The sequence below is a fragment of the Nonomuraea sp. NPDC005650 genome, assembly GCF_040605375.1.
GTDB lineage: Bacteria > Actinomycetota > Actinomycetes > Streptosporangiales > Streptosporangiaceae > Nonomuraea.
This window is the reverse complement of record NZ_JBEXCR010000010.1, coordinates 195,304-217,251: the sequence shown is the minus strand read 5'-3', so window position 1 is coordinate 217,251 and position 21,948 is coordinate 195,304. Positions and strand designations below refer to the sequence as shown.

The following is a 21,948-nucleotide window of genomic DNA, read 5'->3' as shown; positions in this document are numbered from 1 at the left end:
CTGGCCGAAACCCACGGCGGGACCGCCCTGGATAGAGTCCCGCCATCATCGACGACGTTGACCCGTTCATCGGCACCTCGGCGACCGACCTGCCCAGGGCACGAGGTCTGGCCGCCACTTGGTGGTGGCCGAAACCGCAGGTTGGCAACACCCACCCCGGGGCCACCTCACCGCTGGGCATGGTGTCGGCCTGCGCCTACTCCGGCGCGTACCCGACGGGGTACGGGAGATACACGAAGGGCACCGAAGGCGTGCCCGAGGTGATGCTGGAGCGGCTGCAGGCGTCCGGGTTCACCCATTTCCAGCAGTCCGGCACCGGCGCGATCCGCAAGTACTACAACTACGTCCGGGTCACGCCGATGGTGCAGCCGCTGGACGCGCTGGGAGAGGCCTGGCCACTGCACGACGAGGTGGCGGAGCCGGGCTACTACGCGGCCACCCTGGACACCGGGGTCCGCTGCGAGCTCACCGTGGGCGCCAAGGTCGCCGTGCACCGCTACACCTTCCCGCAGCACAGCAGCGCCCGCCTGGTGATCGACCTGTCCTGCGGCGGCCTGGACATCGAGCTCGGCCGCACCGTGCCGCTGCGGGCCCAGGTGGAGAGCATGGGGCACGGCCGGACCCAGGGCACGGTGGCGATGGAGGGCGTCCCGCTGTCGGTGTTCGTGGAGGTCGACAGCCCGGGCTGGCGGCAGATGCTCTGGTACGACCGGCGGCTCATCGACGGCGGCACGCGCCTCGACTTCGACAGCATCCGGCACACCACGCTGCGGCCCTTCGGCATGCTCTACATGGGCCCGGCCGCGCCGGGGCAGACCATCGAGGTCCGCCTGGGGTTCTCGCTGCGCGGGTGCGACCAGGCCCGCCAGAACCTGGAGCGCGAGTGCGGGGCCGGGCAGCCGGCGTTCGACGCCGTACGCGCCCGGACGCGTGCCCGCTGGGGCGACCACCTCGACCGGGTCCAGATCGAGGGCGGCACGCCGGCCCGCCGCAGCGTGTTCGCGACGGCCCTCTACCATTCGCTGATCAAGCCGTGCGTCGCCGACGACGAGAGCCCGTTCTGGCCGACCCCCGGGCCGTTCGCGTTCGACGTGTGCACCATGTGGGACATCTACAAGACCCAGCTGCCGCTGCTGGCGGCCATCGCCCCCGATCGGGCCGCGGACCTGCTGGAGTCGCTGATCCGGGTCTGCGAGGAAGAGGGCAACTTCCCGATCGGATACCGGATGTCCCGCGGCGCCGACCGGTTCTTCCGCCAGGCCAGCGCGCTCGCGCACACCGCGCTGGCGGACGCCCACGCCCTCGGCTGGGCGGGCCTGGACTGGAGCTGGGCGCTCGTGCACATGGTCGACGACCTGCGCCGGCTCTACGGCGAGGACTTCTTCCAGAACGGAGTGGTGCACCCGATCACCCACACCCTCGACCTCGCCTACGCCCACCACTGCACGGCGCGGGTCGCCAAGGCGCTGAACGACCGGAGCCTGGCCGCCGATCTGGAGGAGCGCAGCCGTCACTGGTCCAACGCCTTCGACCCGAGCACGGGGTTGCTGCGCGACTCGGAGTTCTACGAGGGTGGCAAGTGGAACTACTCGTTCAGGTTGCTGCACGACATGGCCGCGCGGATCGCCCTGGCGGGCGGCGACCAGGCCTTCATCGAGAAGCTGGACAGGTTCTTCGGCTTCGGCGCCGAGCCGGTGACGCAGCCCGGCCGGCGCCCGCAGGCGGCGGAGATGGCGGCCGGTTACGCCCTCAACCGGTTCGAGGGGCTGAACAACGAGCCCGACATGGAGGCGCCGTGGGCCTACCACTACGCCGGTCGGCCCGCCCGCACGGCCCAGGTGGTGCACGCGGCGCTGACCTGGCAGTTCGGCACCGGTCCCGGCGGGCTGCCCGGTAACGACGACTCCGGCGGCCTGAGCTCCTGGTACGTCTGGGCGTCGCTGGGGCTGTTCCCGGTCGCCGGGCAGAACCTGTTCCTGGTCAACGCGCCCGCGTTCGAACGGGCCGTGCTCCGGGCCGGCGGCAACGAGTTCGTCATCGAGACCAGCGGGCACCGCGAGACGCCGATCGGCGTCGACGGCGCGGACCACGACCCGCCGGCGCAGTACGTGCAGTCGGCCACCCTCAACGGCGAACCCCTGCACGCGACCCACCTGAGCGCCGCCGCCGTGCACCGCGGCGGCGTGTTGCACCTCCGGCTGGGCCCGGAGCCGTCGGCGTGGGGGCGGGGGATCCGCCCTCCGTCCCTTTCCGATCCGCCCGCGACACCGGAGGAAGCGTGATGACCCACCCCCGTCGCCGTCTCGTCATCGTGGTCAGAGCCGACCCGGTCATCTGCGGTCACTCCGGCGAGGCCCGCAATCTCGCCGAGGTGGCGCTCACCCGCGGGTTCGCCGATGTACGCCTGCTGACCTGGCCCATCCCGACGCTTCAGGCGGCCGGGCTGCCGCTCAAGCCGCTGGACCGGCTGCTGCCGTACAGCGCCGGGATCACCGTCGAGCGGCCGGAGCCGGTGGGGGACTACCGGGTGCCCGACGGGCGCCACCAGGCCGGTCTCACCGGGCGCCTCGTCGAGCTGCTCGCCGAGCCGTTACCCACTACCTGCCTGTCCATGTACCTCGCCCCGCACACCGCGGTGGTCGTGGACGCGGTCGCGGCCGCGCGGGCCGCAGGGTTCGCGCCCGACGTGCACACCATCGCCAAAGCCGTCGGCTCCGACGTGACCAACGTGATCCGGTCGTGCCTGCGGGAGGGCCGGTTCGGCGCGGCGACCGTGCTGTTCACCACGTTCCTGGCCAACGACGAGGTCGTGGCGGTCTCCGAGTACACCCGGCAGGAGATCGTCGCCTCGGCCGAGCAGGTCGACGCCGCCTGCGGCACCACGTTCGCCGAGGAGTGCCGGCGCCGCGTCACCGTCAGCTACCCGCCGATCGACTCGGCCGCCTTCCTCGACCCGGATCCGGCCCAGGTGGACGCCGCGCTCGCGCGCCGCGGCCTGGAGCGCGACGGTTACCTGCTGTTCCTTTCCCGCGTGACCCGGGCCAAGGGGATCCACGACCTGCTGGCCGCGTACGGCCGGATGCGGTGCCGCTCGCGCGTGAAACTGGCCGTCGTCGGCACCGGCCCGGCGCTGGAGCAGGTGCGGGCGACGGCCGCGGGCGACGACCGGGTGGTCTTCTTCAACGACGTCGACGACGAGGAGAAGCCGCTGCTCATGCGCGGCTGCGCGGCCTACGTCCTGCCCACCAAGCCCGAGCCCGAGTTCGTGGAGACGTTCGGCATCGCCCTGGCCGAGAAGATGCTGACCGGCGGTGGCCCGATCGTCACCACCACCACGGGCGGGACCCTTGAGGCGGTCGGCGACACCGCCGTCCTCGTCGCGCCCGGGGACGTCGCCGGCCTGGTCGAGGCCGTGGACCGGGTGATCCTCGACATGCCCGCCGCCGAACGACAGGACCTGGAGCTTCGCGCCCGCGCCCGCGCGATGTCCTTCGACCGGGCCGCGGTGTTCGACAGCCTGTTCCCGCAGGAGTCCCAAGTTGTGGCTTCGTACTGATTATGGACGTGTCGGAATAAGTCACGAACGCGCCCATATGTTTCGTGGTAGGACGTACGAGCAAACGTTGGGATCGGCTGGAAGTTGCGCTCGGCCCGCCCATGTCGCGCGCTCGGGGAGCGCCGCCGGGCAACGGGGCCGTCGACGGGGATGATCAGAGTCGGCCGCGTGCCGCGCGGGGGCCAGCCGACGACGATTGGAGTAATGTGCGACGGAAGTACTCTGTGCTGGCTGCTGCCTTCGTGGCGTTAGCGGCACTCTTGCCCGTCTCGCCGGCCGCGGGCGCGGCCACCCGGGACGGAGCTCGGACGGGGGCGGCGACGGGTGGCATCGCCTGGGCGCCCTGCGAGGAGGAGCCCTCCGCCGAGTGCGGCAAGCTGACCGTGCCGATCGACTGGTCCAAGCCGGACGGCCCCGCCATCGACCTGGCCGTCGCCCGGCGCAAGGCCACGGATCCCGCGGCCCGGGTCGGCTCCCTGGTGATCAACCCGGGCGGCCCCGGCGGGTCAGGCGTGGAGGCCGTGTACGGCGCCACCTGGTTCACCGACGAGCTCCAGAGGCGCTTCGACATCGTCGGCTTCGACCCCAGGGGCGTGGGCCGCAGCCACCCGGTGATCTGCTCGGCGTCGGTGTACAACCAGATGCCGCCCATGGTCATGTCCTCCCAGGCCGACTTCGAAGCCTGGGACTCCTTCACCAAGAAGCTGCACAAGGACTGCCGGGAGCGCACCGGCCCTCTGTACGACCACGTCGACTCGCGCAACGTGGCCCGCGACATGGACGCCCTGCGCGCCGCCCTCGGCGAGGAGAAGCTGACCTACTACGGCATCTCCTACGGGACGCTGATGGGCCAGATGTACGCCGAGATGTTCCCGAACCGGATCCGGGCGCTCGCGCTGGACAGCAACATGGATCACAGCCTCGGCGTCGCGGGCTTCCTCAGCACCGAGGCGATCGCCGTCCAGGACGCCTTCGACGAGTTCGTGGGCTGGTGCGAGGCGGACGAGAGCTGCGTCCTGCACGGGCGGGACGTCCGTCAGCTGTGGAAGGACCTGCTGGCCAAGGCGCGCCGCGGCGAGCTGTACTACCCGGCTGCGCCGGGGAAGCCGATGACCGAGCTGCAGGTCATCTACAACGCCGCGCTCGGCACCGAGGGGCCTGACTGGCGCACGCTGAGTGAGGTCATCAACTGGCTGAGCGGCGGGCCGGAGCCGTCGTGGGTGCCGCCGCTGCCGGGCCGGGGGCCGGTGGAGGGGGACGTGGCCGAGCTGCCGACCCGCATCCTGTGCCAGGACTTCAACCTGCGGGTGCGGAACTACGCCGAGTACGCCGCCTACATGAAGGTCTCCAACCACCTCGCGCCGGACGTCCGGTACCACCCGTACCCGACCGACGACCTGCCGATCTGCCTCAACTCGACCCCGACGAACCCGCCGCACGCGCTGCGGTACACGGGCGACGCCCCGATCCTGCTCGGGAACTCGCTCCACGACCCGGCGACTCCGTACATGTGGTCCGCCAACGTGGCCCGGCAGCTCGGCCCCAAGGCGACGCTGCTCACGTACGAGGGCTGGGGTCACCGCATCTACGGCAAGGACGAGTGCAGCACGGTGCCCATCGACAACTTCCTGATCTCGCTGACCGTGCCTCCGAAGGGCTACAGCTGCCCCGTCGGCGGCAAGGCCGAGATCGCGGCCAAGCGGCAGCCGGGACGGCTGTGGCCGACCGACCGGCTCTCCTGGGGCGGCTCGCCCCTGACCTCGTCCTTCAGGACGGGCCGCTGAGCCACTGCTGAACGCCGCCCATGGCCCGGGTACGTGGCCATGGGCGGCGTCTCGGTTTTCGGCGGACAGCGTCAGGGCCGGGGCCGGCGGGCGTGGAGGACGAAGGCCGGGGGCCAGTTCCGCCAGACGGTGCGGCTGGGGACGACCTCCTCGAACCGGTCGGTCATCAGCTCCCGGAAGCGGCGCGCGGAGCTCAGGGGGACGGCGTGGAGGTAGGTGAAGGCGGTGAAGACGCTGTACGGCCCGAGGATCGCCGTCGTCGCGTCCATGAGCTGCTGCTGGTCGGCGGCCGGGAAGAGGGTCCAGGGCAGGCCGCTCACCACGACGTCGGCGCGCTCGATCCCGCGTTCGTCCAGGAGCCGGCGCAGATGCTTGGCGTCCTCCTGGATCACCTCGGCCCCCGGATAGCGGCTGCGGAGCAGGTCCGCCAGGCGCGGGTTGAGCTCGATGGCCAGATGGCGGCCGCGCCCGCCGAGCCGGCGCTGGATCTCCGCGGTGAACGGCCCCGTGCCCGGGCCCAGCTCGACCACGACGGGCTCCCCGCGTTCCGGGAGCGGGCAGGAGACCGCCCGCGCGAGGTGCCGTGAGCTGGGCGCGACGGCGCCGATCCGCAGCGGGGATCGCAGCCATTGTCCCAGGAACAACGTGAGGTCGTTCGGCGCGAACCGGGCCGGGGCCGCCTCGCCGGGGTGGTCTGGCTCGCCGGCGGCGTGAGTGGTGCTGGGGGTCATGCTTTCCCTTCGCGGTGTGCGGATGCGGGGCATTGCGACGACCGGGTCATTGGAGAGCTGTACCCATTTGAGATGTCCTGATTAGTCTGAGGTCGCCCGAGTCGGCGCGCACCTTGGAGCTGAGATCCGGCCTTGTCGGTGTCATCGGCAAGGGTGTCGCTCCAGTCGTCGGGGCCTGTGACCTGGTAATCGACCTTAGCGCCCGCCGGGACCGGGGCGGTCCGGAACTATGCCGGGCGCTGCCACCGGTAGCGGCGCTCCGGGCGGCCGGCGCCGCCGTACCGGAGGGAGACCTCGACCTGGCCGATCGCGGCCAGGTGTTCGAGGTAGCGGCGGGCGCTGACCCGGGAGACGCCCACCTGGGCGGCGCACTCGCTGGCCGACAGCGTGCCGCCGCTCTCCCGCAGCGCGCGCTTGACCAGCTCGGCCGTCTCCACGCTCATGCCCTTGGGCAGCGTGGCGGGCATCGCCGAGCCGGTCCCGGCCAGGAACCGGTCGACGTCGGCCTGGCTGGTGATGACCGTGCTGCCCAGGCCGGCGCGCTGGGCGGCGTACCGCTCCAGCCGGACGCGCAGGTCGTCGACGTCGAACGGCTTGAGCAGGTAGTTGCTGACACCCTGGCGGGCGGCGCCGCGCACCGCGTCGAGCTCGCGGGCGGCGCTGATCACGATGATGTCGCAGTCGTGCCCCGCCGCGCGCATCCGGGTGATGACGTCCAGGCCGAAGACGTCGGGCAGGTACAGGTCGAGCAGCACCAGGTCGGGGTGGAGCTCGGCGATGCGGGCCAGGGCCTGCTCGCCGGAGCCGGCCGTGCCGATCACCCGGAAGCCCTCGACCTGGTTGACGAAGCCGCTGTTGACCTTGGCGACCATGAAGTCGTCGTCCACGACCAGTACGTCGATCATCGGGATACCTCCATCGCCAGGCGGCCGACGGACATGCGGGCGGTGAACATGGCGCCGTCGGCGGTGTTGGCGACCGCGACCTCGCCGCCCCGGCGACGGCAGACGAGCTGCGTGAGCGCCAGGCCGATGCCGCGCTCGCCGCCTCGGGCGGCCTTGGTGGTGAAGCCCCGGGTGAAGACCTCCTGGGCGAGCTCGGGCGCGACGCCCGGGCCGGAGTCGCGTACGACGATCTCGACGCTGGAGGTGTCCTGGCGCAGCTCCACCTCCACCCAGGCCGGCTCGCCGCTGCCGCAGGCGGCGTCGATGGCGTTGTCGACGAGGTTGCCGGTCACGGTGGCCACGTCCGCGGCGTCCAGCGGATCCAGCCGGTCCAGGGCGGTACGGCCGGACAGGCGCAGCTCGACGCGGCGTTCGGCGGCGAGCGAGGACTTGGCCATGAGCAGCGCCGCGACGGAGGTGTCGCGGACGCGGCTGCTGAGGCTCAGGTCGAGGGATTCGCGGTGCTCGCGGATCGCCCGGATGTAGCGGACGACCTCGTCGTGCTCCCTGACCTGGATCAGGCCGGAGATGACGTGGAGCTGGTTGGCGAACTCGTGCGCCTGGGCCCGCAGCAGCTCGGTCGAGCTGCGGAAGGAGCCGAGCTCGCGTTCGAGCTGGGCCAGCTCGGTACGGTCGCGCAGGGTGGTGACCGAGCCGAGCCGGCGGCCGTCCTTGTCGATCATCATGCGGTTCATGACCAGCACGCGCTCCCGGTGCAGGACGATCTCGTCGTGGGCCTCGTCGGCGCCGCTCAGCACGTCGTACAGGCGGCCCTCGACGCCGAGCGCGGTCAGGCCCGCGCCGACGCAGTGGTCGGGGAGGTCGAGCAGCGTCCGGCCCATGTCGTTGACCATGGTGAGCCGGTGCTGTGGGTCCAGCGCGATCACGCCTTCGGCGATGCCGTGCAGCATGGCCTCGCGGTGCTCGGTCAGGCCGGCGATCTCGCGGGGCTCCATGCCCAGGGTCTGGCGTTTGATCCGCCGGGCCAGCAGCCACGAGCCGAGTCCGCCGAGCAGGCTGGCCACACCGAGGTAGGTCAGCAGGTAGGAGGAGGCGCCGACCAGCCGTTGCCAGACGGTGGGGGCGGCCACGCCGATCGAGACCGTCCCGAGGTGGCGGCCGTGGTTGCCCGGGGTGTCGTCCAGCACGGGCACCTGGGCGGCGACCTCGGGCACCCCGTCGACCACCAGGTGGCCGGACCATCCGCGGGCCTGGGCCACGCCCGGATCGCCCAGCGGCAGGTCGCCGTCCAGGAGCGTGGTGTTCGTCGAGCTGATGATCCTGCCTTTCGCGTCGGCCACGGTCACGGACGTGACGCCGGACTGGGTGAGCGTCGAGTGCACCAGCGGGGCGAGCACCTCGCGCGGCGCCGGCCGGTCGATCTGGGCGCGCAACAGCGGGTTCCACGCCAGCTGCTCGGCCAGCGCGGTCACGCGCCGCCCCTCGACGCGGTCGAACGTCGCCGCGGACTGGGCCAGCGAGATGGCGCCGACGGCGAACAGGACCACCACGACGATGGCCAGTTGCAGGATCAGCATCTCTCCGGCCAGGGTAGGTCGGCGGCGTCTCACGAACACAATGAACACAATCTCCGCTGGTCACACAAGGCAGACGGCCTGTCGGCCGGGTTCGCATAATCATGGCGCTGCACCTGTCGATGCGAAAGAGACCACTGTGAGAAATCGGATCAGCGCCCTCCTCGGCGCTCTGGCGGCGCTGTCCATGCTCGCGGTCAGCGCCTGCGGGGCGACCGCGACCAGGCAGACGGACACGAGCACGGGCGCGGCCGGCGAGCCCGTCGGCGGGTTGCGCATCATGGTGCCCAACACCCCCGGCGGCGGCTACGACACCACCGCCCGTACGGCCGCCAAGGTCATGGAGGACACCAAGATCGCCTCAGGGGTGCAGGTGTTCAACCTGCCCGGCGCGGGCGGCACGGTCGGCCTGCAGCGCACGATCAACGAGAAGGGCAACGGCAAGCTGGCCATGCTGATGGGCCTGGGCGTCGTCGGCGCCTCCTACGCCTCCAAATCCCAGGCCACGCTCACCCAGACCACGCCGATCGCCAAGCTCATCGAGGAGGCGGGCGCGATCGTGGTGTCGAAGGACTCGCCGTACCGGACGATCGGCGACCTGGTGGCGGCCTGGAAGAAGGACCCGAAGAAGGTCACCGTCGGCGGCGGCTCCTCGCCGGGCGGCCCCGACCACCTGCTGCCGATGCAGCTGGCCAAGGCCGTCGGCATCGACCCCAAGCAGGTCAACTTCGTCTCCTACGACGGCGGCGGCGAGCTGCTGCCCGCGATCCTCGGCGACAAGATCGGGTTCGGGGCGAGCGGCTACGGCGAGTTCCTCGACCAGGTCGAGGCCGGCACCGTGCGCATCCTCGCGGTGACCAGCGCGGAGCCGATCGAGGTGGTCAAGGACGTCCCCACGCTGAAGGCGTCGGGCATCGACCTGGTCTTCAGCAACTGGCGCGGCATCGTGGCGCCCCCCGGCATCGGCGAAGCGGACAAGAAGACCTGGATCGACGCCGTCACCCGGATGCACGGCTCGCAGGAGTGGAAGAGCGAGCTGACCAAGCGCGGCTGGACCGACGCCTTCCTCACCGGCGACCGGTTCACCGCCTACCTCGCCGAGCAGGACAAGAGCGTCGCGGCGATCCTGTCCGAACTCGGGCTGGCATGAGCCGCGCCGAGCAGACCCGGGACCGCGCCCAGTACGGCGTGTGCGCGGTCCTGGCCGTGACCGGCGTGCTGGTGATCGCCGACGCTCTCCGGATCACCCATCTGACCAGCAGCAACGACCCCATCGGCCCCCGCCCGGTGCCCATCCTGCTGGGCGCCGCCCTGCTCGCGGTCGCCGTCGCGTACGCCGCCGACGTCGCTCGCGGCGGGCGCGGCGAGCCCGAGGCGGGCGAGGACGTCGACCTGACCACCCGCGTCGACTGGCGCACGGTGCTGCTGCTGATCGGCGCCTTCCTGCTGAACGCCGCCCTCATCGACTGGCTGGGCTGGGTCATCAGCGGCACGATCCTGTTCTGGGGATCGGCCTTCGCCCTGGGCAACCGGCACCACGTGCGCGGCCTGCTGATCGCCGGCACGCTCGCGCTGGTCACCTTCTACGCGTTCGCCATCGGCCTGGGCGTCAACCTGCCCGCGGGCGTGCTGCAGGGGATCCTGTGACGGACAACCTGCGCCTTCTGCTCGACGGCTTCGCCCACGTCGTCGCCCCGGGCAACCTCCTGGTGGCCCTCATCGGCGTGATCGCCGGCACAGCCGTCGGCGTGCTGCCCGGCATCGGCCCCGCCATGACGGTCGCGCTCCTGCTGCCCGTCACCTACGGCATGGACCCCACCCAGGCGTTCATCCTGTTCGCGGGCATCTACTACGGCGGCATGTACGGCGGCTCGACCACCTCCATCCTGCTCAACACCCCCGGCGAGTCCTCCTCGGTCATCACCTCCATCGAAGGCAACAAGATGGCCAAGGCGGGACGGGCCGCCCAGGCCCTGGCCACCGCGGCGATCGGCTCGTTCGTCGCCGGCACCCTCGCCACCCTCGCGCTCGTGCTCGTCACCCCGCTGGTGGTGCGGTTCGCCATCAGCCTCGGCGCGCCGGACTACTTCGCGATCATGCTGCTGGCCTTCGTCGCGGTCTCGGCCACCCTGGGCGGCTCGCGCGTACGCGGCTTCGCCTCCCTGCTGGCCGGGCTGGTCATCGGCACGATCGGCATCGACGGGGTGAGCGGCCAGCAGCGGCTGACCCTCGGCATCCCGCAGCTCGCCGACGGCATCGACGTGGTCGTCGTCGCCGTCGGCATCTTCGCCGTCGGGGAGGCGCTGTGGGTGGCCGCGCACCTGCGCCGCACGGTCGTGCCCGTCGTCCCGGTCGGCCGCCCGTGGATGGGCGCCGAGGACTGGCGCCGCTCCTGGAAGCCCTGGCTGCGCGGCACCGCCCTCGGCTTCCCCTTCGGCGCCCTGCCCGCCGGCGGCGCCGAGATCCCCACCTTCCTGTCGTACGCCGCCGAGAAGCGGCTCGCCGAGCGGCCCGAGGAGTTCGGCAACGGCGCCATCGAGGGCGTCGCCGGGCCGGAGGCCGCCAACAACGCCTCCGCCGCCGGCACCCTGGTGCCGATGCTGGCCATCGGCCTGCCCACCACGGCCACCGCCGCCGTGATGCTGGCCGCCTTCGAGTCCTACGGCATCCAGCCCGGCCCGCTGCTGTTCGAACGCCAGCCGACGCTGGTCTGGACGCTGATCGCCAGCCTGTTCGTGGGCAACCTGCTCCTGCTCGTCCTCAACCTGCCGCTCGCGCCCGCGTGGGCCAGGCTGCTGCGCATCCCGCGCCCCTACCTGTACGCGGGCATCCTGTTCTTCGCCTCCATGGGCGCCTACGCGGTCAACGCCCAGCCGTTCGACCTGATCCTGCTGCTCGTGCTCGGGCTGCTCGGGTTCGGCATGCGGCGCTTCGGGCTGCCGGTGCTGCCGCTGATCGTCGGCGTCATCCTCGGCCCGCGCGCCGAGCTCCAGGGCCGCCGCTCCCTGCAACTGTCCGGCGGGGAGCTGTCCGGCCTGCTCGGCGGGCCCGTCTCGTACGCGATCTACGCCGTGATCCTCGTCCTGCTGGCCTGGCCGTTGATCAGGCGCTTGCGGCGGGCACCCCGCTGACCAGCGGGGCCGCCTCCGTGCGGAGGCGGCCCCGGCGCTCACCTACTCCTGGCCCTCCTCCGGCAGCCCGTTGTCGAACTGCTGCTGGGGCTGCACCTGCTTGTGCGGCTTGCCCCGCTCGCCCTTCGCCAGGACGGCGGCGTCGGGGTAGTCGGTGACGAAGGCGTCCACGCCCAGTTCCAGGTGCGCGCGGTACTCCGCCAGCGCGTCACCGTGGTCGGTCGCGACCTGGCCGCGGCGCAGCTGCAGCGGCAGGAACTGGTTCTCGCTGCGGAAGGTGTAGACGCCGATCTTCAGCCCGGCCTTGTGCGCGTCGGACACGAGCGACGTCGGGGTGCCCCAGCTGCCGTCCGGGTTGAGCGGGATCGCCGATGACTTGTCCGGCCCGATCCACTGCGCGTACTGCGCGATCTTCGCCAGCCCCGCGGGCTTCATCATGTCCGCGTAGGTCGTCGGGTCGCCGGCCGCGGTCAGGTCGTACGGCTGGCCGGTGGTGCCCAGCGCCTGCCACAGCGGCACGCGCAGGTCCTTGGCCACCCGCTTCAGGCTGGACGGCTCGAACGACTGCACCACGACCGGCCCGCCCGGCCGGTTGAGGCCGTTGCGCTTGACGGTGTCGATCAGCGGCTCCTCCAGGGGCAGCCCGATCGACCTGAAGTACGTCGGGTGCTTGGTCTCGGGGAAGACGCCGACCTGCCTGCCGTACTGGCGCGAGAGCCGCTTGGCCAGGTCGAGCACCTCCTGGAAGGTGAGCACCTGGTAGTAGCCGTCGTACACGGTGTTGCGCTGGCGGACCGCGGGCAGCCGCTCGACGGCGCGCAGCGTCTTCAGCTCGGCCAGCGTGAAGTCCTCGGTGAACCACCCGGTCACGTTGCGCCCGTCGACGACCTTGGTGGTCCTGCGCGCGGCGAACTCGGGGTGCTGCGACACGTCCGTGGTGCCCCCGATCTCGTTCTCGTGCCGGACGACCAGCACGTGGTCCTTGGTCGGCACCAGGTCGGGCTCGATCCAGTCGGCGCCCATGGCCACGGCGAGCTCGTAGCCGCCCTGCGTGTGCTCGGGACGGTGGCCCGCCGAGCCGCGGTGGCCGATGACGACGACCTGGGACCGGTCCGGGGTGGCCTGGGCGCTCGCCGGAGCCGCGCCGGCACCGGCGAGGGGGGTGATGATGGCGAGCGTGGTGGCCGCGATCTTTCGCACGTGAGACTCCCTGCGGCAGCTGCACCGGAGGCTCTCACCGGTGATCACCGCGGCGATTATGGTAAGGACCGAAATGCGCCTTTGGGCCAATATTGGCGAAATTTCCGGTGACAAGCCCACGGTGGGACCCGTCATCGGCAAGGAAAGGCGCTGGGGCCCGGTCCGAGCCCCAGCGCGCGGTGGCCGTCGGCTAGGGGTTGATCGCTCGGGCGGGTGGTGTGAAGAGCGCCACCGCCACCACGGCGATGACGACCAGCGGCACGTTGATCAGGAACACCCACCGGAAGGAGAGGTGGTCGGTGATGAAGCCGCCGAGCACCGGCCCGACGATCTGGGCCGGTATGGCCATCGCCAGCGGGATCACCAGCGCCGGCCACCACTGGGTGCCGCGGAAGTGCGCCCTGGCGAGCTCGAAGCCCGCCCGCACCACGATCGCGGCCGCCAGGCCCTGCCCGGCCCGGCAGGTGACCAGCATGGTGCCGTTCGCGGCGAACGCGCCTGCCGCCGAGGTCAGGCCGAACGCCGCGAGCCCCAGGAGGACCACGCTGAGCCGGCCCTTCACGGGGATCAGCACCCCTAACAGGGCCGCCGGATAGATGTAGATCAGCCACACGCCGGCGGCCGGGGTCAGGTGGAGGTCTCTGGAGATCGCCTGCTGAATCACGTACAGCACAGTCCAATTAGCCGAGAACAGCGCCACGCACAAACTCAGGGCGACGATCATCTGCCATCGTCCAGTCATGGGGGTGGATCTTACTCTCCAGCGCTTGGCGGTCACTTGCCGCAACCATTACGAGATGTTGCCATTCAACTCCATACGGTTACCATTGCGGGATACCCTGAGGATCTGCCCCGGACCACGGAGTGCCGCATGGAGCGAACGGTTCTGGCCGCCGTCACCGAACGTCCCGATGCCGACTCGGCGCTCGCCGAGCAGCTGCGCCGCGTGTGCGCGGCGATGGGCGAGCTCGGGCTCGACGTGCGCTGGACGCACCGGGCCGAGGACGCCCTGGCGGTGGTCGGGTCGGACGCGTCGCTGTCGGCGGTGCTGGTCTCGTGGGACGCGCCGGGGGCCGAGGAGCTGCTGGGCGCGGTGTCCAGGCGCTTCCGCGGCCTGCCCGTCTTCCTGATGACGCAGGAGCAGGAGCTGCCGCTGTGGGTGTACGAGGTCATCCAGGGCTACGTCTTCCCGCTGGAGGACACCCCGCAGTTCATCGCCGGGCGCATCGCCTACGCCGCCGAGCAGTATGCCGAGAAGATCCTCCCGCCCTTCTTCGGCGCGCTGCGGCGCCTTGAGGACCACCACCGCTACTCCTGGCACACGCCGGCGCACGCCGGAGGGGTGGCGTTCCTCAAGTCGCCGGTGGGGCGGGCCTTCTTCGACTTCTACGGCGAGCGGCTGCTGCGCACCGATCTGTCCATCTCCGTCGCCGAGCTGGGCTCGCCGCTCGACCACACCGGCCCGATCGGCGAGGCCGAGCGCAACGCCGCCCGCGTCTTCGCCGCCGACCGCACGTTCTTCGTGGTCAACGGCAACTCCACCGCCAACCGCATCGTCGGCCACCACGCGATCGCCCGCGACGACACCGTCCTGGTCGACCGCAACTGCCACAAGTCGGTCCAGCACGCGCTGGCCATCAGCGGCGCCCGCCCGGTCTACCTCGTGCCCGAGCGCAACGGGCTCGGGCTGGCGGGCCCGATCCCGCCCGCCGCGCTGGAGGCGGACGCGGTCCGCGCGCGGCTGGCCGCTCACCCCCTGGCCGCCGGAGCGCCGACGTACGCGGTGATCACCAACTCCACGTACGACGGGGTGTGCTACGACGCGGTGCGGGTCGGCGAGCTGCTGGGCGCCAGCGTGCCGCGGCTGCACTTCGACGAGGCGTGGTTCGCCTACGCCCGGTTCAACCCGCTCTACGCCCGCCGCTACGGCATGGCGATCGACGAGCGCGCGATGCCCGGCCCCGGCCGCCCCACCGTGTTCGCCACCCAGTCGACGCACAAGCTGCTGGCCGCGCTGTCGCAGGGGGCGATGCTGCACGTCCGCCCGGCGGAGCGGGCGCCGGTCGATTACGACGCGTTCAACGAGACGTACCTCATGCACGCCTCCACCTCGCCGCTCTACCCGATGATCGCCTCGCTGGACGTCGCGGCGGCGATGATGGACGGCCCGTCGGGGCCGTTCCTCACGGGAGAGGCGATCGTCGAGGCGGTCCGCTTCCGGCAGGCGATGGTGCGGCTGGCCGCGCGCATCCGCGAGGACGGCCGGCGGGCCGACTGGTTCTTCGGCGTCTGGCAGCCCCGCACGGTCACCGACCCGCGCACCGGCCGGACTGTCCCGTTCGCCGAGGCCGACCCGGCGCTGCTGTGCGCCGAGCCGCGGTGCTGGACTCTGGAGGCGGGGGCGGCCTGGCACGGGTTCGACGGGATGTCCGAGGGCTACTGCCTGCTCGACCCGGTCAAGGTGACGATCACCTGCCCAGGGGCCGACGCCGTCACGGGCACGCTCGACTGGGGCGTCCCGGCCCGCGTCGTGGCCGCCTACCTGCAGCGGCGCGGCATCGTGGTGGAGAAGACGGGCGACCACACGCTGCTCGTGCTGTTCTCCATGGGGATCACCAAGGGCAAGTGGGGCACGCTGATCGACGCGCTCACCGACTTCAAGAACGCCTACGACGACGATCTGCCCCTGGCGGAGGTGCTGCCCGGCTTCGGGCCGCCCGCGGTCTCGCTGCGGAAGTTCTGCACCATGGTCCACGAGAAACTGCGGGACTCCGAGCTCGGGAAGCTTCTCGACCAGGTCTTCACCACGCTGCCCGAGCCGGTGTCGACCCCCGCCGACTGCTACCAGGCCATGATCCGCGCCCGCACCGAACGCGTCCCGCTGGCCGACCTGCCGGGCCGGGTCTCCGCGGCCACGGTGGTGGTCACGCCGCCCGGGATCCCCATGCTGATGCCCGGCGAGGCGACCGGCCCGGCCGACGGCCCGCTGATGACCTACCTGCGGGCGCTGGAGGACTTCGACCGGGCCTTCCCCGACCTGGCCACCGAGATCCACGGCGCCCACCGCGACGGCGACGGCCGCTACCGGGTGGAGGTCGTCACCGTCGCGGGGGAGGTCTAGCTGTACGACTTGGCGACGCCGTCGAGCAGGCGCTCAAGCGTGTCGTACGACGGGATGTCGACCACGTCGATGAGGTCCTTCGCGACGGGCACGTCGTGATCCGCGGCGACCTTGGCGAAGCGGGCGGCGTCGCCGGAGCGGAGCCCGTGCTCGGCGGCCAGCCCCTGCAGCTCCGGATCGCTGCTCAGCAGCTGTCCGATCCGGTCGCCCGACGGGGTGAGCGGCACGAGCGTGTGCTGCGACAGCACGGTCGGCGACGGGTACATCATCACCATCCCCGGCTTGAGCCGCCCCCGCGCGGCGGCGTCCACGTACTGCGCCTCGTAGATCCAGACCATCGGGGTCGGGCCCATGCCCACCGTGAGGTATTCGTTGAACGGGCCCTCGGAGGTGTTGTCGGTGTAGCCCTGGCTGGTGAAGAGCTGGGTCATCAGGGGCAGCACGCTCTTCTCGGCGTTGGCGCCGTGCACGACCGCATTGCCGTTCGCGACATAGCTCGCGATCGCCAGGTACATGGCCGCGGAGTTCGACGTGCGCGGGTCCGTCGAGGAGACCAGGATGTTCTTGTCGACGGGGTAGGCGTCGTTGCGCGAGAGCTGCTCCCACTTCGTGCCCGCCGTGACCAGCCCGAGGTAGCGGTCGACGCTGAAGGTCGGCACCGTCCCCTTCTTCTTCACGACGCCCGCCCTGGTCAGCAGGTCCACGATCGGCTGGAACGTCGCGATCGCCATCGGCGAGGAGAACGGCGTGTACTTCGTGTTCACGTGACGCCGCCGCTGGATCGACTCGGCCGCGGGCGCGCTCGACGGGAACGCGAAGTCGTACTTCTGCAGGTCGATCGAGGTGGAGATCTGGCGGGAGCCCGCCGATTCGACCTCGACCTTCACACCTTTGCCGGCCAGGGCCTGCTGCACGCGCGGGTCCTCGAAGAACGCCTTCTTCTCGGAGCCGATCACGCCGCGCACGATCGTGAGCGGGGCGGGCGCCGGCGGGGGCTCGTCCTGACCGGTGTTCACGACCACGACGACGGCGGCCACCACGACCGCGGCCGCGACGAGCGAAAGAAATCCCTTATTGCGAATGAGGGCGGCCGGGTTTCGCGATGGCCGATCGTTTTCCGGGGAGTGAATTTCGGGTGAATCGGGGGCGTCATCGGCCGTGTCCGCAGCGGTCTCCGGCTGAACGTCCGCGACCACGTCGGGGCTCGCCGCCTCATCGGCCCGCGCTTCCGCCGTCAACTCTGCGTGCACCATGCGTTCCACCAGAATGGGCACGAAGTCTCTGATGGGAAAGCCGTCGAAACGCTTATGTGTGGCCTCGACAACGCCCCTGACGTGCTCGGCGGAGTGAGTGTCGGCATAGAGCTGGACAAGGCGGTCGGCAGCCCGGCTTATTGCCTGTTCTTCACGGAGAGTATCGACACTCACCAGTATCTCCTCGACCTTGCATTGGGTCAGAAATAGCGGCAGGCTGCCGTGCCTGCCCGCATGCCGGGCCCAACCTTATAGGGGTTTCGGTTGAGGAGATAACCCGAGTCGGCGGCTTTTCGGGAGTTGCCGGGAACGGTGTCGCGAACAAGTGCGTGGAAATCACTTGTTCACCGCCGCACAATCTTTTGTTCAGCGAAATTAGCGAGGTTGTTCATCGGGCCGGGACCTGGGCGTTGTCCGGATCTTCAGCGATTGCTCTCTCGGAGTTGGCCGATAGGTCTGACAATCTCTCTGACCGCGGGTTCGCGGTGCTTTCCCCTCACGGAGGAACTCTGATGCGAGTCGTCCAATTGCTCACCGCCTCGGCCGCGGTCTTCGCCACGGTGGCCGCGCTGGCCACACCGGCCGTGGCGCAGGCTGACCAGGGCCGCCAGATCCAGGTTCGCCGCGACCACTCCGACGTACGGGTCCCGTTCCTCGTCAAGCGGGCCGGCGAGGCGGTCGTCGACCTGACCGCCGCCGCGCCCGGCACGGACTGGGGCGTGAAGGGCGGCGAGTCGGCCGTCGTGTCGATCTACGTCGACAACCGCTACGCCACCGACCTCGTCGTCTCCGGGGACCAGCGGCTGCCCCGGCAGCTCGCGCTCGGCTCGGTGCGGCCGGGGCCGCACCAGCTGCGCCTGCGCTTCGCCGGTGACCGGTCCGCCGCCGCGAGCAGGTCCGTCCTGCTCGACCGGGTGAAGGTGAGCACGTACGCGCCGGGCAGCGCCGAGTACCTGGCGCTGCGCTACGCGCCGATCGTCTACGGCCGCAACCTCTCAGAGCTCGGCAGCCCGTACCAGAACGCGACGACCGACACGCCGCTCATCGCCTGGCACGAGGTCGGTCCCGGGTCGGCGCCCGGCCGGACGAAGCTCACGTACTCGATCGTGTGGAGCAACGAGGACGGCGGGACCAACACGCCGGCGCTGATGGCGCGCTGGGGCCGCACCACGGACATCGAGTGGGTCTACGCGGTGGAGGTCGACGAGCGCGGCAACCGCGTCGCGGGCAGCGACACCTACCAGGCCGCCAACCACCAGACGCTGCGGTTCGCCGGGACGTACGAGGGCGACCACGCGGAGCTGGAGACCTGCACGAACAACAACAACATGTGCGACAAGGTCACCGATCCCATGCGGTTCTTCCTGTCGGCGCTGCAGACCCGCCCGGCCACCGAGGCCCGCGAGTACATGATGGACACCAACTCGTGGACCTACCAGATCATGTCCAAGGAGATGATCCGCGAGGGCAAGATCGAGGCCGCCTCGGACACGACCCCCGCCACGCCGGAGGTGAGCGACCAGCGCAACTACCTGTACGCGGTGGTCAAGAAGACGACCGACCGGCCCAACACCGGCTCGTCCTGGGTCGGCGTCTCGCTCGGCGCCCGCCTCAAGAGCGGCGCCACCGTCTACCTGTCGAACCACGTGGACCCGACCTGGTCCATCCAGCGGGACGACCCGGCCGCGACCACGATTGAGCTGCCGCCCGGCACGACGGCCGACGACATCCAGGAGATCACCGCCAACCGCGTCGTGGTCGGCACCGACAACGGTGCCGTCGTGCACGTCACGGGCATCAAGCGCGGCTTCTTCCTGGGTCAGGACTACCTTCCGCAGCAGTCCTTCCTCACCTGGAGCGGCGACGTCACCGTCGACGCCACCACCCCCTCCGCGGTGATCTGGCGCCGCTGAGCCCCCGGGGCGGCGGCAGGCGTCCGGCCGGGGCCTCAGCCGGCCGGACGCCTGCCGAGCTCGTCGGACCAGCCCATGTCCTCCAGCGCCACCCGCAGCAGGAGCTTGCCCTTCTCGGCCAGCTCGTACTGCAGCAGCTCCGCCGACTGCTCGTCCACGACCAGCCGCACCGTGAGCTCGCGCGCCGTCGGCGTCGAGAGGGCGACCCCTGTACGCCCCAGCGCGTCCGAGGTCTTGCCCTCCAGCGTCACGGACGGCTGGTCGGCCAGCACGCGGAACAGGGCCGAGCGGGTGCCCGGCTTGAGCGGCGCCGTCATCAGGTCCACGGCGGTCTGCCAGAGGTAGCCGCTCTTGCCGAGGTCCGCGCTGTTCGGGCTGCGCTTCCAGAGGTCGTCCAGGCGGCGGCGCAACGCGTCCTCGCCGGTGGGCAGGTCCGCGAGGTTGCGCAGGTTCAGGCTCGGATTGTCGATCGACAGGATCCGCTCGGTGGCGTCGTCGTAGGTCTTGGGCTTCTTCTCGGCCAGCTCGGGGGAGCCGGCCGCCCGCCAGTCGGCCTCGTCCTGCGGGGAGCCGAAGGTGACCTCGACGTCCTGGTTGCTCACGCTGCGGCCGGTCTCGCCCGCCTGCATCGGCCGCCAGGTCTCACGGGTGTCGGCGGAGAAGGCCGCGTACGGCAGCTCGGCGACCCCGTTGGTCTTCAGCTCCACGACCTTCCGGTCGAACTCCTTCTTCGCGGCGGCCAGCCGCTCCGGGGCGCCCTTGAGCCCCGCCTCCTGGTCCTTCTGCGCCTTGAGCAGGGCCTTGAGCTTGGCCTCGTAGTCGCCCGGCACGTTGTGCACCTTCGCGAACGTGCGCTCCCGGAGATACCAGTAGCGGCCGGAGTCGGCGGGCTCGCGCTGCGCCGTCGAGGCCGCCGCGAGCAGGAAGGATCGGGCGGTCAGCGGCTTGGCCGAGACCGCCGGCTGTATCGGCGTCTTCGGGGCCTCGCCGGAGGCCACGACCACGGTGGCGGCCGCGAGCCCGGCCGCCGCCGTGCTCGCCACCAGCAGGAACGGCCGCCGCGAGCGCCGCCTGACGCGCGGCGTGGCGAAGGCGCGGGCCAGGTCGGCCGAGCGGCGCCGCCGGTACCCGTCCTCGGCCAGCTCGTCCAGCCCGTCGGGCTTGAGCTCGGCGAAGAGTCGGTCGGTCATCAGGGTCCTCCAAGGGTGTGATCAGGAGTCGAGGCTGCGCGCCGGCCTGGCGCCGCCCAGGCGCAGGGCCTGGACGAGGCGCTTGCGCGCACGGTGGAGCCGGACGTTGTACGTGCGGACCGAGCAGCCCACGACGGAGGCCGCCTGCTCGGGCGGCAGGCCGTACCAGGTGGCGAAGATCATGGCCTCCACGTCGTGCTCCGGCAGGGCCGACAGCGCGGCCAGCGCGGTCTCCCTGTCGATGACGTGCTCGGCCACGTCCCAGGCCACCTGGTCGCGCGGGGTCGTCAGGGCCGCGATCCGGTCGACCAGGGCCTGCCGCCGGTGGCGCGAGTCGCGCTGCTTGGCCAGCAGGTTGCGCGCCACCCCGAGCAGCCACGGCAGCGGCGGCTCGGGCAGGTCGTCGAGCCGCCGCCACGCCACCAGGAACGTCTCGCTGGAGACGTCCTCGGCCAGGTCACGCTCGGCCCGCAGCAGGGCGTAGCCCAGGACGCTGCGATAGTGCCGGTCGTAGAGGTCGGTGAATCGTTCCTCGGGATCATCCACACCCAGTAGTCCCTCCGAACGCCCCTGGATTACCTCGCCCGGCCGAATTGTTCGGCTCCGTGGCTCACCCGCATGAAAGGCGGGCCGGGCCGGCCGCCATGGACTGGTCGCCCGTCGTGTTGCCCTTGCCGGTGTCCGTGATCTCCACCATGACCTGGCCGCCGGCGATGACGACGGGGACCGGGGCGGGAGCCCAGGTCCCCTGCCGCATGTGCTGGTCGAGGGTGAACTCGGCGACGGTGCGAGCGTCGTCGCCGAACCCGTCCTTGACGGTGTACCAGACCCGCTGGCCGGCGAGGGGGGATTTGGGCACGTAGACGGCCACGAAGCATTGGTGCTGGCCGCGCAGGCCGGTGGTGAACCGCCACTGGAAGGTGTTCTGCCTGGCGGTCCGGGGGTCGTACGTCAGCTCCGAGAACAGGAAACCGGCCCCGCAGCCCGCGCCCGTCCAGCCGCCGGAGCCGGCGTCCTTCCAGCCGTCCTTGCCCGGTATGCCGTCGATCCTGACGCCGCGGGTGGCGTCGCGCGGGCAGCTGGGTCCGGCGACCGCCGTGAAGGCCAGGTCGGGCGGGGCGGCACTGGCCTGCGGCGACCCGAGGGCCGACATGCGGATCTTGGGGAGCGTGCCGGCCGAGACCAGGCCGATCAGCGCGAGCGCCACGAGGATCAGCCAGAGCAGCGCCATGCGGCGGCGCGGGCGGAGCGGCGGCTGCGCCGTCGTGGTGTCCAGCCCCGCTCTGGTCGCGTACCAGGTCCGGGTCCATTCGTCCTGATCGCCGCCGCACGCGCCGACGTACGCCTGCGTGACCGCCAGGCTCGGCAGCCGGTCTCCCGCCGCGGCCGCGGACAGCGCGGAGGCCGAGTAGCCCGCCCTGCGCTCCATCGCCCGGTAACTCGGATTGCCCGCCGCCCCCCGGAGGTCGCGCAACCCTTGGGCGAAGTCCCGGAGCGGGCCGGGCGGCACCGGCCGCTCCCGCCGCCCACGTGTCGTGGTGTGGTCCTCTGTCATCGTGCCCCCTGCCGTGAAGTGTCGCCCCCTATTCG

Annotated in this window: 17 protein-coding genes; 8 read left to right on the top strand and 9 right to left on the bottom strand. The window is 71.3% G+C overall.

Annotated features, from left to right (window positions below; translation table 11 throughout):
• Positions 1-44: 44 nt before the first annotated feature.
• The 3 genes from ABZS69_RS19415 to ABZS69_RS19405 all read left to right on the top strand — a co-directional run bounded on the left by ABZS69_RS19415 (position 45) and on the right by ABZS69_RS19405 (position 5,340).
• Positions 45-2,282 (top strand): GH92 family glycosyl hydrolase, encoded by a 2,238-nt coding sequence (locus ABZS69_RS19415; RefSeq protein ID WP_355374193.1) that lies wholly within the window; start codon positions 45-47, stop codon positions 2,280-2,282.
• A complete protein-coding gene (locus ABZS69_RS19410) occupies positions 2,282-3,556 on the top strand; it encodes a glycosyltransferase (protein ID WP_355373902.1) in 1,275 nt (424 codons plus the stop codon). Before ABZS69_RS19415 ends, ABZS69_RS19410 begins: the two co-directional genes overlap by 1 nt.
• Positions 3,557-3,780: 224 nt before the next feature.
• On the top strand, positions 3,781-5,340 hold the full coding sequence (locus ABZS69_RS19405) for an alpha/beta fold hydrolase (RefSeq protein WP_355373899.1): 1,560 nt from the start codon (positions 3,781-3,783) through the stop codon (positions 5,338-5,340).
• Between the two features lie 71 nt (positions 5,341-5,411).
• On the opposite strand, the gene ABZS69_RS19400 is transcribed toward ABZS69_RS19405, so the two are convergent.
• From ABZS69_RS19400 to ABZS69_RS19390, 3 genes are all read right to left on the bottom strand, one after another.
• On the bottom strand, positions 5,412-6,071 hold the full coding sequence (locus ABZS69_RS19400) for a methyltransferase domain-containing protein (RefSeq protein WP_355373897.1): 660 nt from the start codon (positions 6,069-6,071) through the stop codon (positions 5,412-5,414).
• A 227-nt stretch (positions 6,072-6,298) separates the two neighbouring features.
• Positions 6,299-6,976, bottom strand: a complete 678-nt coding sequence (locus ABZS69_RS19395; RefSeq protein WP_355373894.1) for a response regulator — start codon at positions 6,974-6,976, stop codon at positions 6,299-6,301.
• Positions 6,973-8,553, bottom strand: coding sequence for an ATP-binding protein (locus ABZS69_RS19390; RefSeq protein ID WP_355373892.1), 1,581 nt, complete (start codon positions 8,551-8,553; stop codon positions 6,973-6,975). Before ABZS69_RS19390 ends, ABZS69_RS19395 begins: the two co-directional genes overlap by 4 nt.
• Before the next feature lie 136 nt (positions 8,554-8,689).
• Here ABZS69_RS19390 and ABZS69_RS19385 point away from each other — a divergent pair, with 136 nt between their 5' ends.
• From ABZS69_RS19385 to ABZS69_RS19375, 3 genes are read left to right on the top strand one after another with little or no spacing between them, the layout of a single operon-like run.
• Positions 8,690-9,700 carry a tripartite tricarboxylate transporter substrate binding protein gene (locus tag ABZS69_RS19385; RefSeq protein WP_355373889.1) on the top strand — a complete coding sequence of 337 codons (1,011 nt, stop codon included), beginning with the start codon at positions 8,690-8,692 and terminating at the stop codon, positions 9,698-9,700.
• Positions 9,697-10,197: a tripartite tricarboxylate transporter TctB family protein gene (locus tag ABZS69_RS19380; protein WP_355373886.1), complete on the top strand. Its 501-nt coding sequence runs from the start codon at positions 9,697-9,699 to the stop codon at positions 10,195-10,197. Before ABZS69_RS19385 ends, ABZS69_RS19380 begins: the two co-directional genes overlap by 4 nt.
• Positions 10,194-11,681: a tripartite tricarboxylate transporter permease gene (locus ABZS69_RS19375; protein WP_355373883.1), complete on the top strand. Its 1,488-nt coding sequence runs from the start codon at positions 10,194-10,196 to the stop codon at positions 11,679-11,681. The genes ABZS69_RS19380 and ABZS69_RS19375 overlap by 4 nt, the downstream gene beginning before the upstream one ends.
• Before the next feature lie 42 nt (positions 11,682-11,723).
• On the opposite strand, the gene ABZS69_RS19370 is transcribed toward ABZS69_RS19375, so the two are convergent.
• Both ABZS69_RS19370 and ABZS69_RS19365 read right to left on the bottom strand, forming a co-directional pair.
• Positions 11,724-12,881 (bottom strand): glycerophosphodiester phosphodiesterase, encoded by a 1,158-nt coding sequence (locus ABZS69_RS19370; RefSeq protein WP_355373880.1) that lies wholly within the window; start codon positions 12,879-12,881, stop codon positions 11,724-11,726.
• 190 nt (positions 12,882-13,071) lie between these two features.
• Positions 13,072-13,605, bottom strand: coding sequence for an MFS transporter (locus tag ABZS69_RS19365; RefSeq protein ID WP_355373877.1), 534 nt, complete (start codon positions 13,603-13,605; stop codon positions 13,072-13,074).
• Positions 13,606-13,752: 147 nt separating this feature from the next.
• Between ABZS69_RS19365 and ABZS69_RS19360 the strand changes: the two genes are divergently transcribed.
• Positions 13,753-16,002: an Orn/Lys/Arg decarboxylase N-terminal domain-containing protein gene (locus ABZS69_RS19360; RefSeq protein WP_355373874.1), complete on the top strand. Its 2,250-nt coding sequence runs from the start codon at positions 13,753-13,755 to the stop codon at positions 16,000-16,002.
• Here ABZS69_RS19360 and ABZS69_RS19355 read toward each other — a convergent pair.
• On the bottom strand, positions 15,999-17,429 hold the full coding sequence (locus ABZS69_RS19355) for a three-helix bundle dimerization domain-containing protein (protein ID WP_355373871.1): 1,431 nt from the start codon (positions 17,427-17,429) through the stop codon (positions 15,999-16,001). The two genes, ABZS69_RS19360 and ABZS69_RS19355, sit on opposite strands and share 4 nt — an antisense overlap.
• Before the next feature lie 338 nt (positions 17,430-17,767).
• Between ABZS69_RS19355 and ABZS69_RS19350 the strand changes: the two genes are divergently transcribed.
• The gene (locus tag ABZS69_RS19350; protein WP_355373868.1) at positions 17,768-19,168 is read left to right on the top strand and encodes a hypothetical protein; all 1,401 of its coding nucleotides are present in this window, start codon (positions 17,768-17,770) and stop codon (positions 19,166-19,168) included.
• 35 nt (positions 19,169-19,203) lie between these two features.
• On the opposite strand, the gene ABZS69_RS19345 is transcribed toward ABZS69_RS19350, so the two are convergent.
• The 3 genes from ABZS69_RS19345 to ABZS69_RS19335 form a co-directional block, all read right to left on the bottom strand.
• A complete protein-coding gene (locus ABZS69_RS19345) occupies positions 19,204-20,358 on the bottom strand; it encodes a CU044_5270 family protein (RefSeq protein WP_355373866.1) in 1,155 nt (384 codons plus the stop codon).
• Positions 20,359-20,379: 21 nt separating this feature from the next.
• Entirely contained in the window at positions 20,380-20,904 is a 525-nt protein-coding gene (locus ABZS69_RS19340) for an RNA polymerase sigma factor (protein ID WP_355373863.1), read from the bottom strand.
• Between the two features lie 64 nt (positions 20,905-20,968).
• On the bottom strand, positions 20,969-21,913 hold the full coding sequence (locus ABZS69_RS19335; protein WP_355373860.1) for a helix-turn-helix domain-containing protein: 945 nt from the start codon (positions 21,911-21,913) through the stop codon (positions 20,969-20,971).
• Positions 21,914-21,948: the final 35 nt, after the last annotated feature.

What these genes read in the sequence shown, in the direction of transcription:
- ABZS69_RS19410 (WP_355373902.1), top strand. Translation starts at nt 2,282, where the DNA reads ATGACCCACCCCCGTCGCCGTCTCGTCATCGTGGTCAGAGCCGACCCG.
- ABZS69_RS19400 (WP_355373897.1), bottom strand. Translation starts at nt 6,071, where the DNA reads ATGACCCCCAGCACCACTCACGCCGCCGGCGAGCCAGACCACCCCGGC.
- ABZS69_RS19395 (WP_355373894.1), bottom strand. Translation starts at nt 6,976, where the DNA reads ATGATCGACGTACTGGTCGTGGACGACGACTTCATGGTCGCCAAGGTC.
- ABZS69_RS19390 (WP_355373892.1), bottom strand. Translation starts at nt 8,553, where the DNA reads ATGCTGATCCTGCAACTGGCCATCGTCGTGGTGGTCCTGTTCGCCGTC.
- ABZS69_RS19380 (WP_355373886.1), top strand. Translation starts at nt 9,697, where the DNA reads ATGAGCCGCGCCGAGCAGACCCGGGACCGCGCCCAGTACGGCGTGTGC.
- ABZS69_RS19365 (WP_355373877.1), bottom strand. Translation starts at nt 13,605, where the DNA reads ATGATCGTCGCCCTGAGTTTGTGCGTGGCGCTGTTCTCGGCTAATTGG.
- ABZS69_RS19360 (WP_355373874.1), top strand. Translation starts at nt 13,753, where the DNA reads ATGGAGCGAACGGTTCTGGCCGCCGTCACCGAACGTCCCGATGCCGAC.
- ABZS69_RS19350 (WP_355373868.1), top strand. Translation starts at nt 17,768, where the DNA reads ATGCGAGTCGTCCAATTGCTCACCGCCTCGGCCGCGGTCTTCGCCACG.
- ABZS69_RS19345 (WP_355373866.1), bottom strand. Translation starts at nt 20,358, where the DNA reads ATGACCGACCGACTCTTCGCCGAGCTCAAGCCCGACGGGCTGGACGAG.
- ABZS69_RS19335 (WP_355373860.1), bottom strand. Translation starts at nt 21,913, where the DNA reads ATGACAGAGGACCACACCACGACACGTGGGCGGCGGGAGCGGCCGGTG.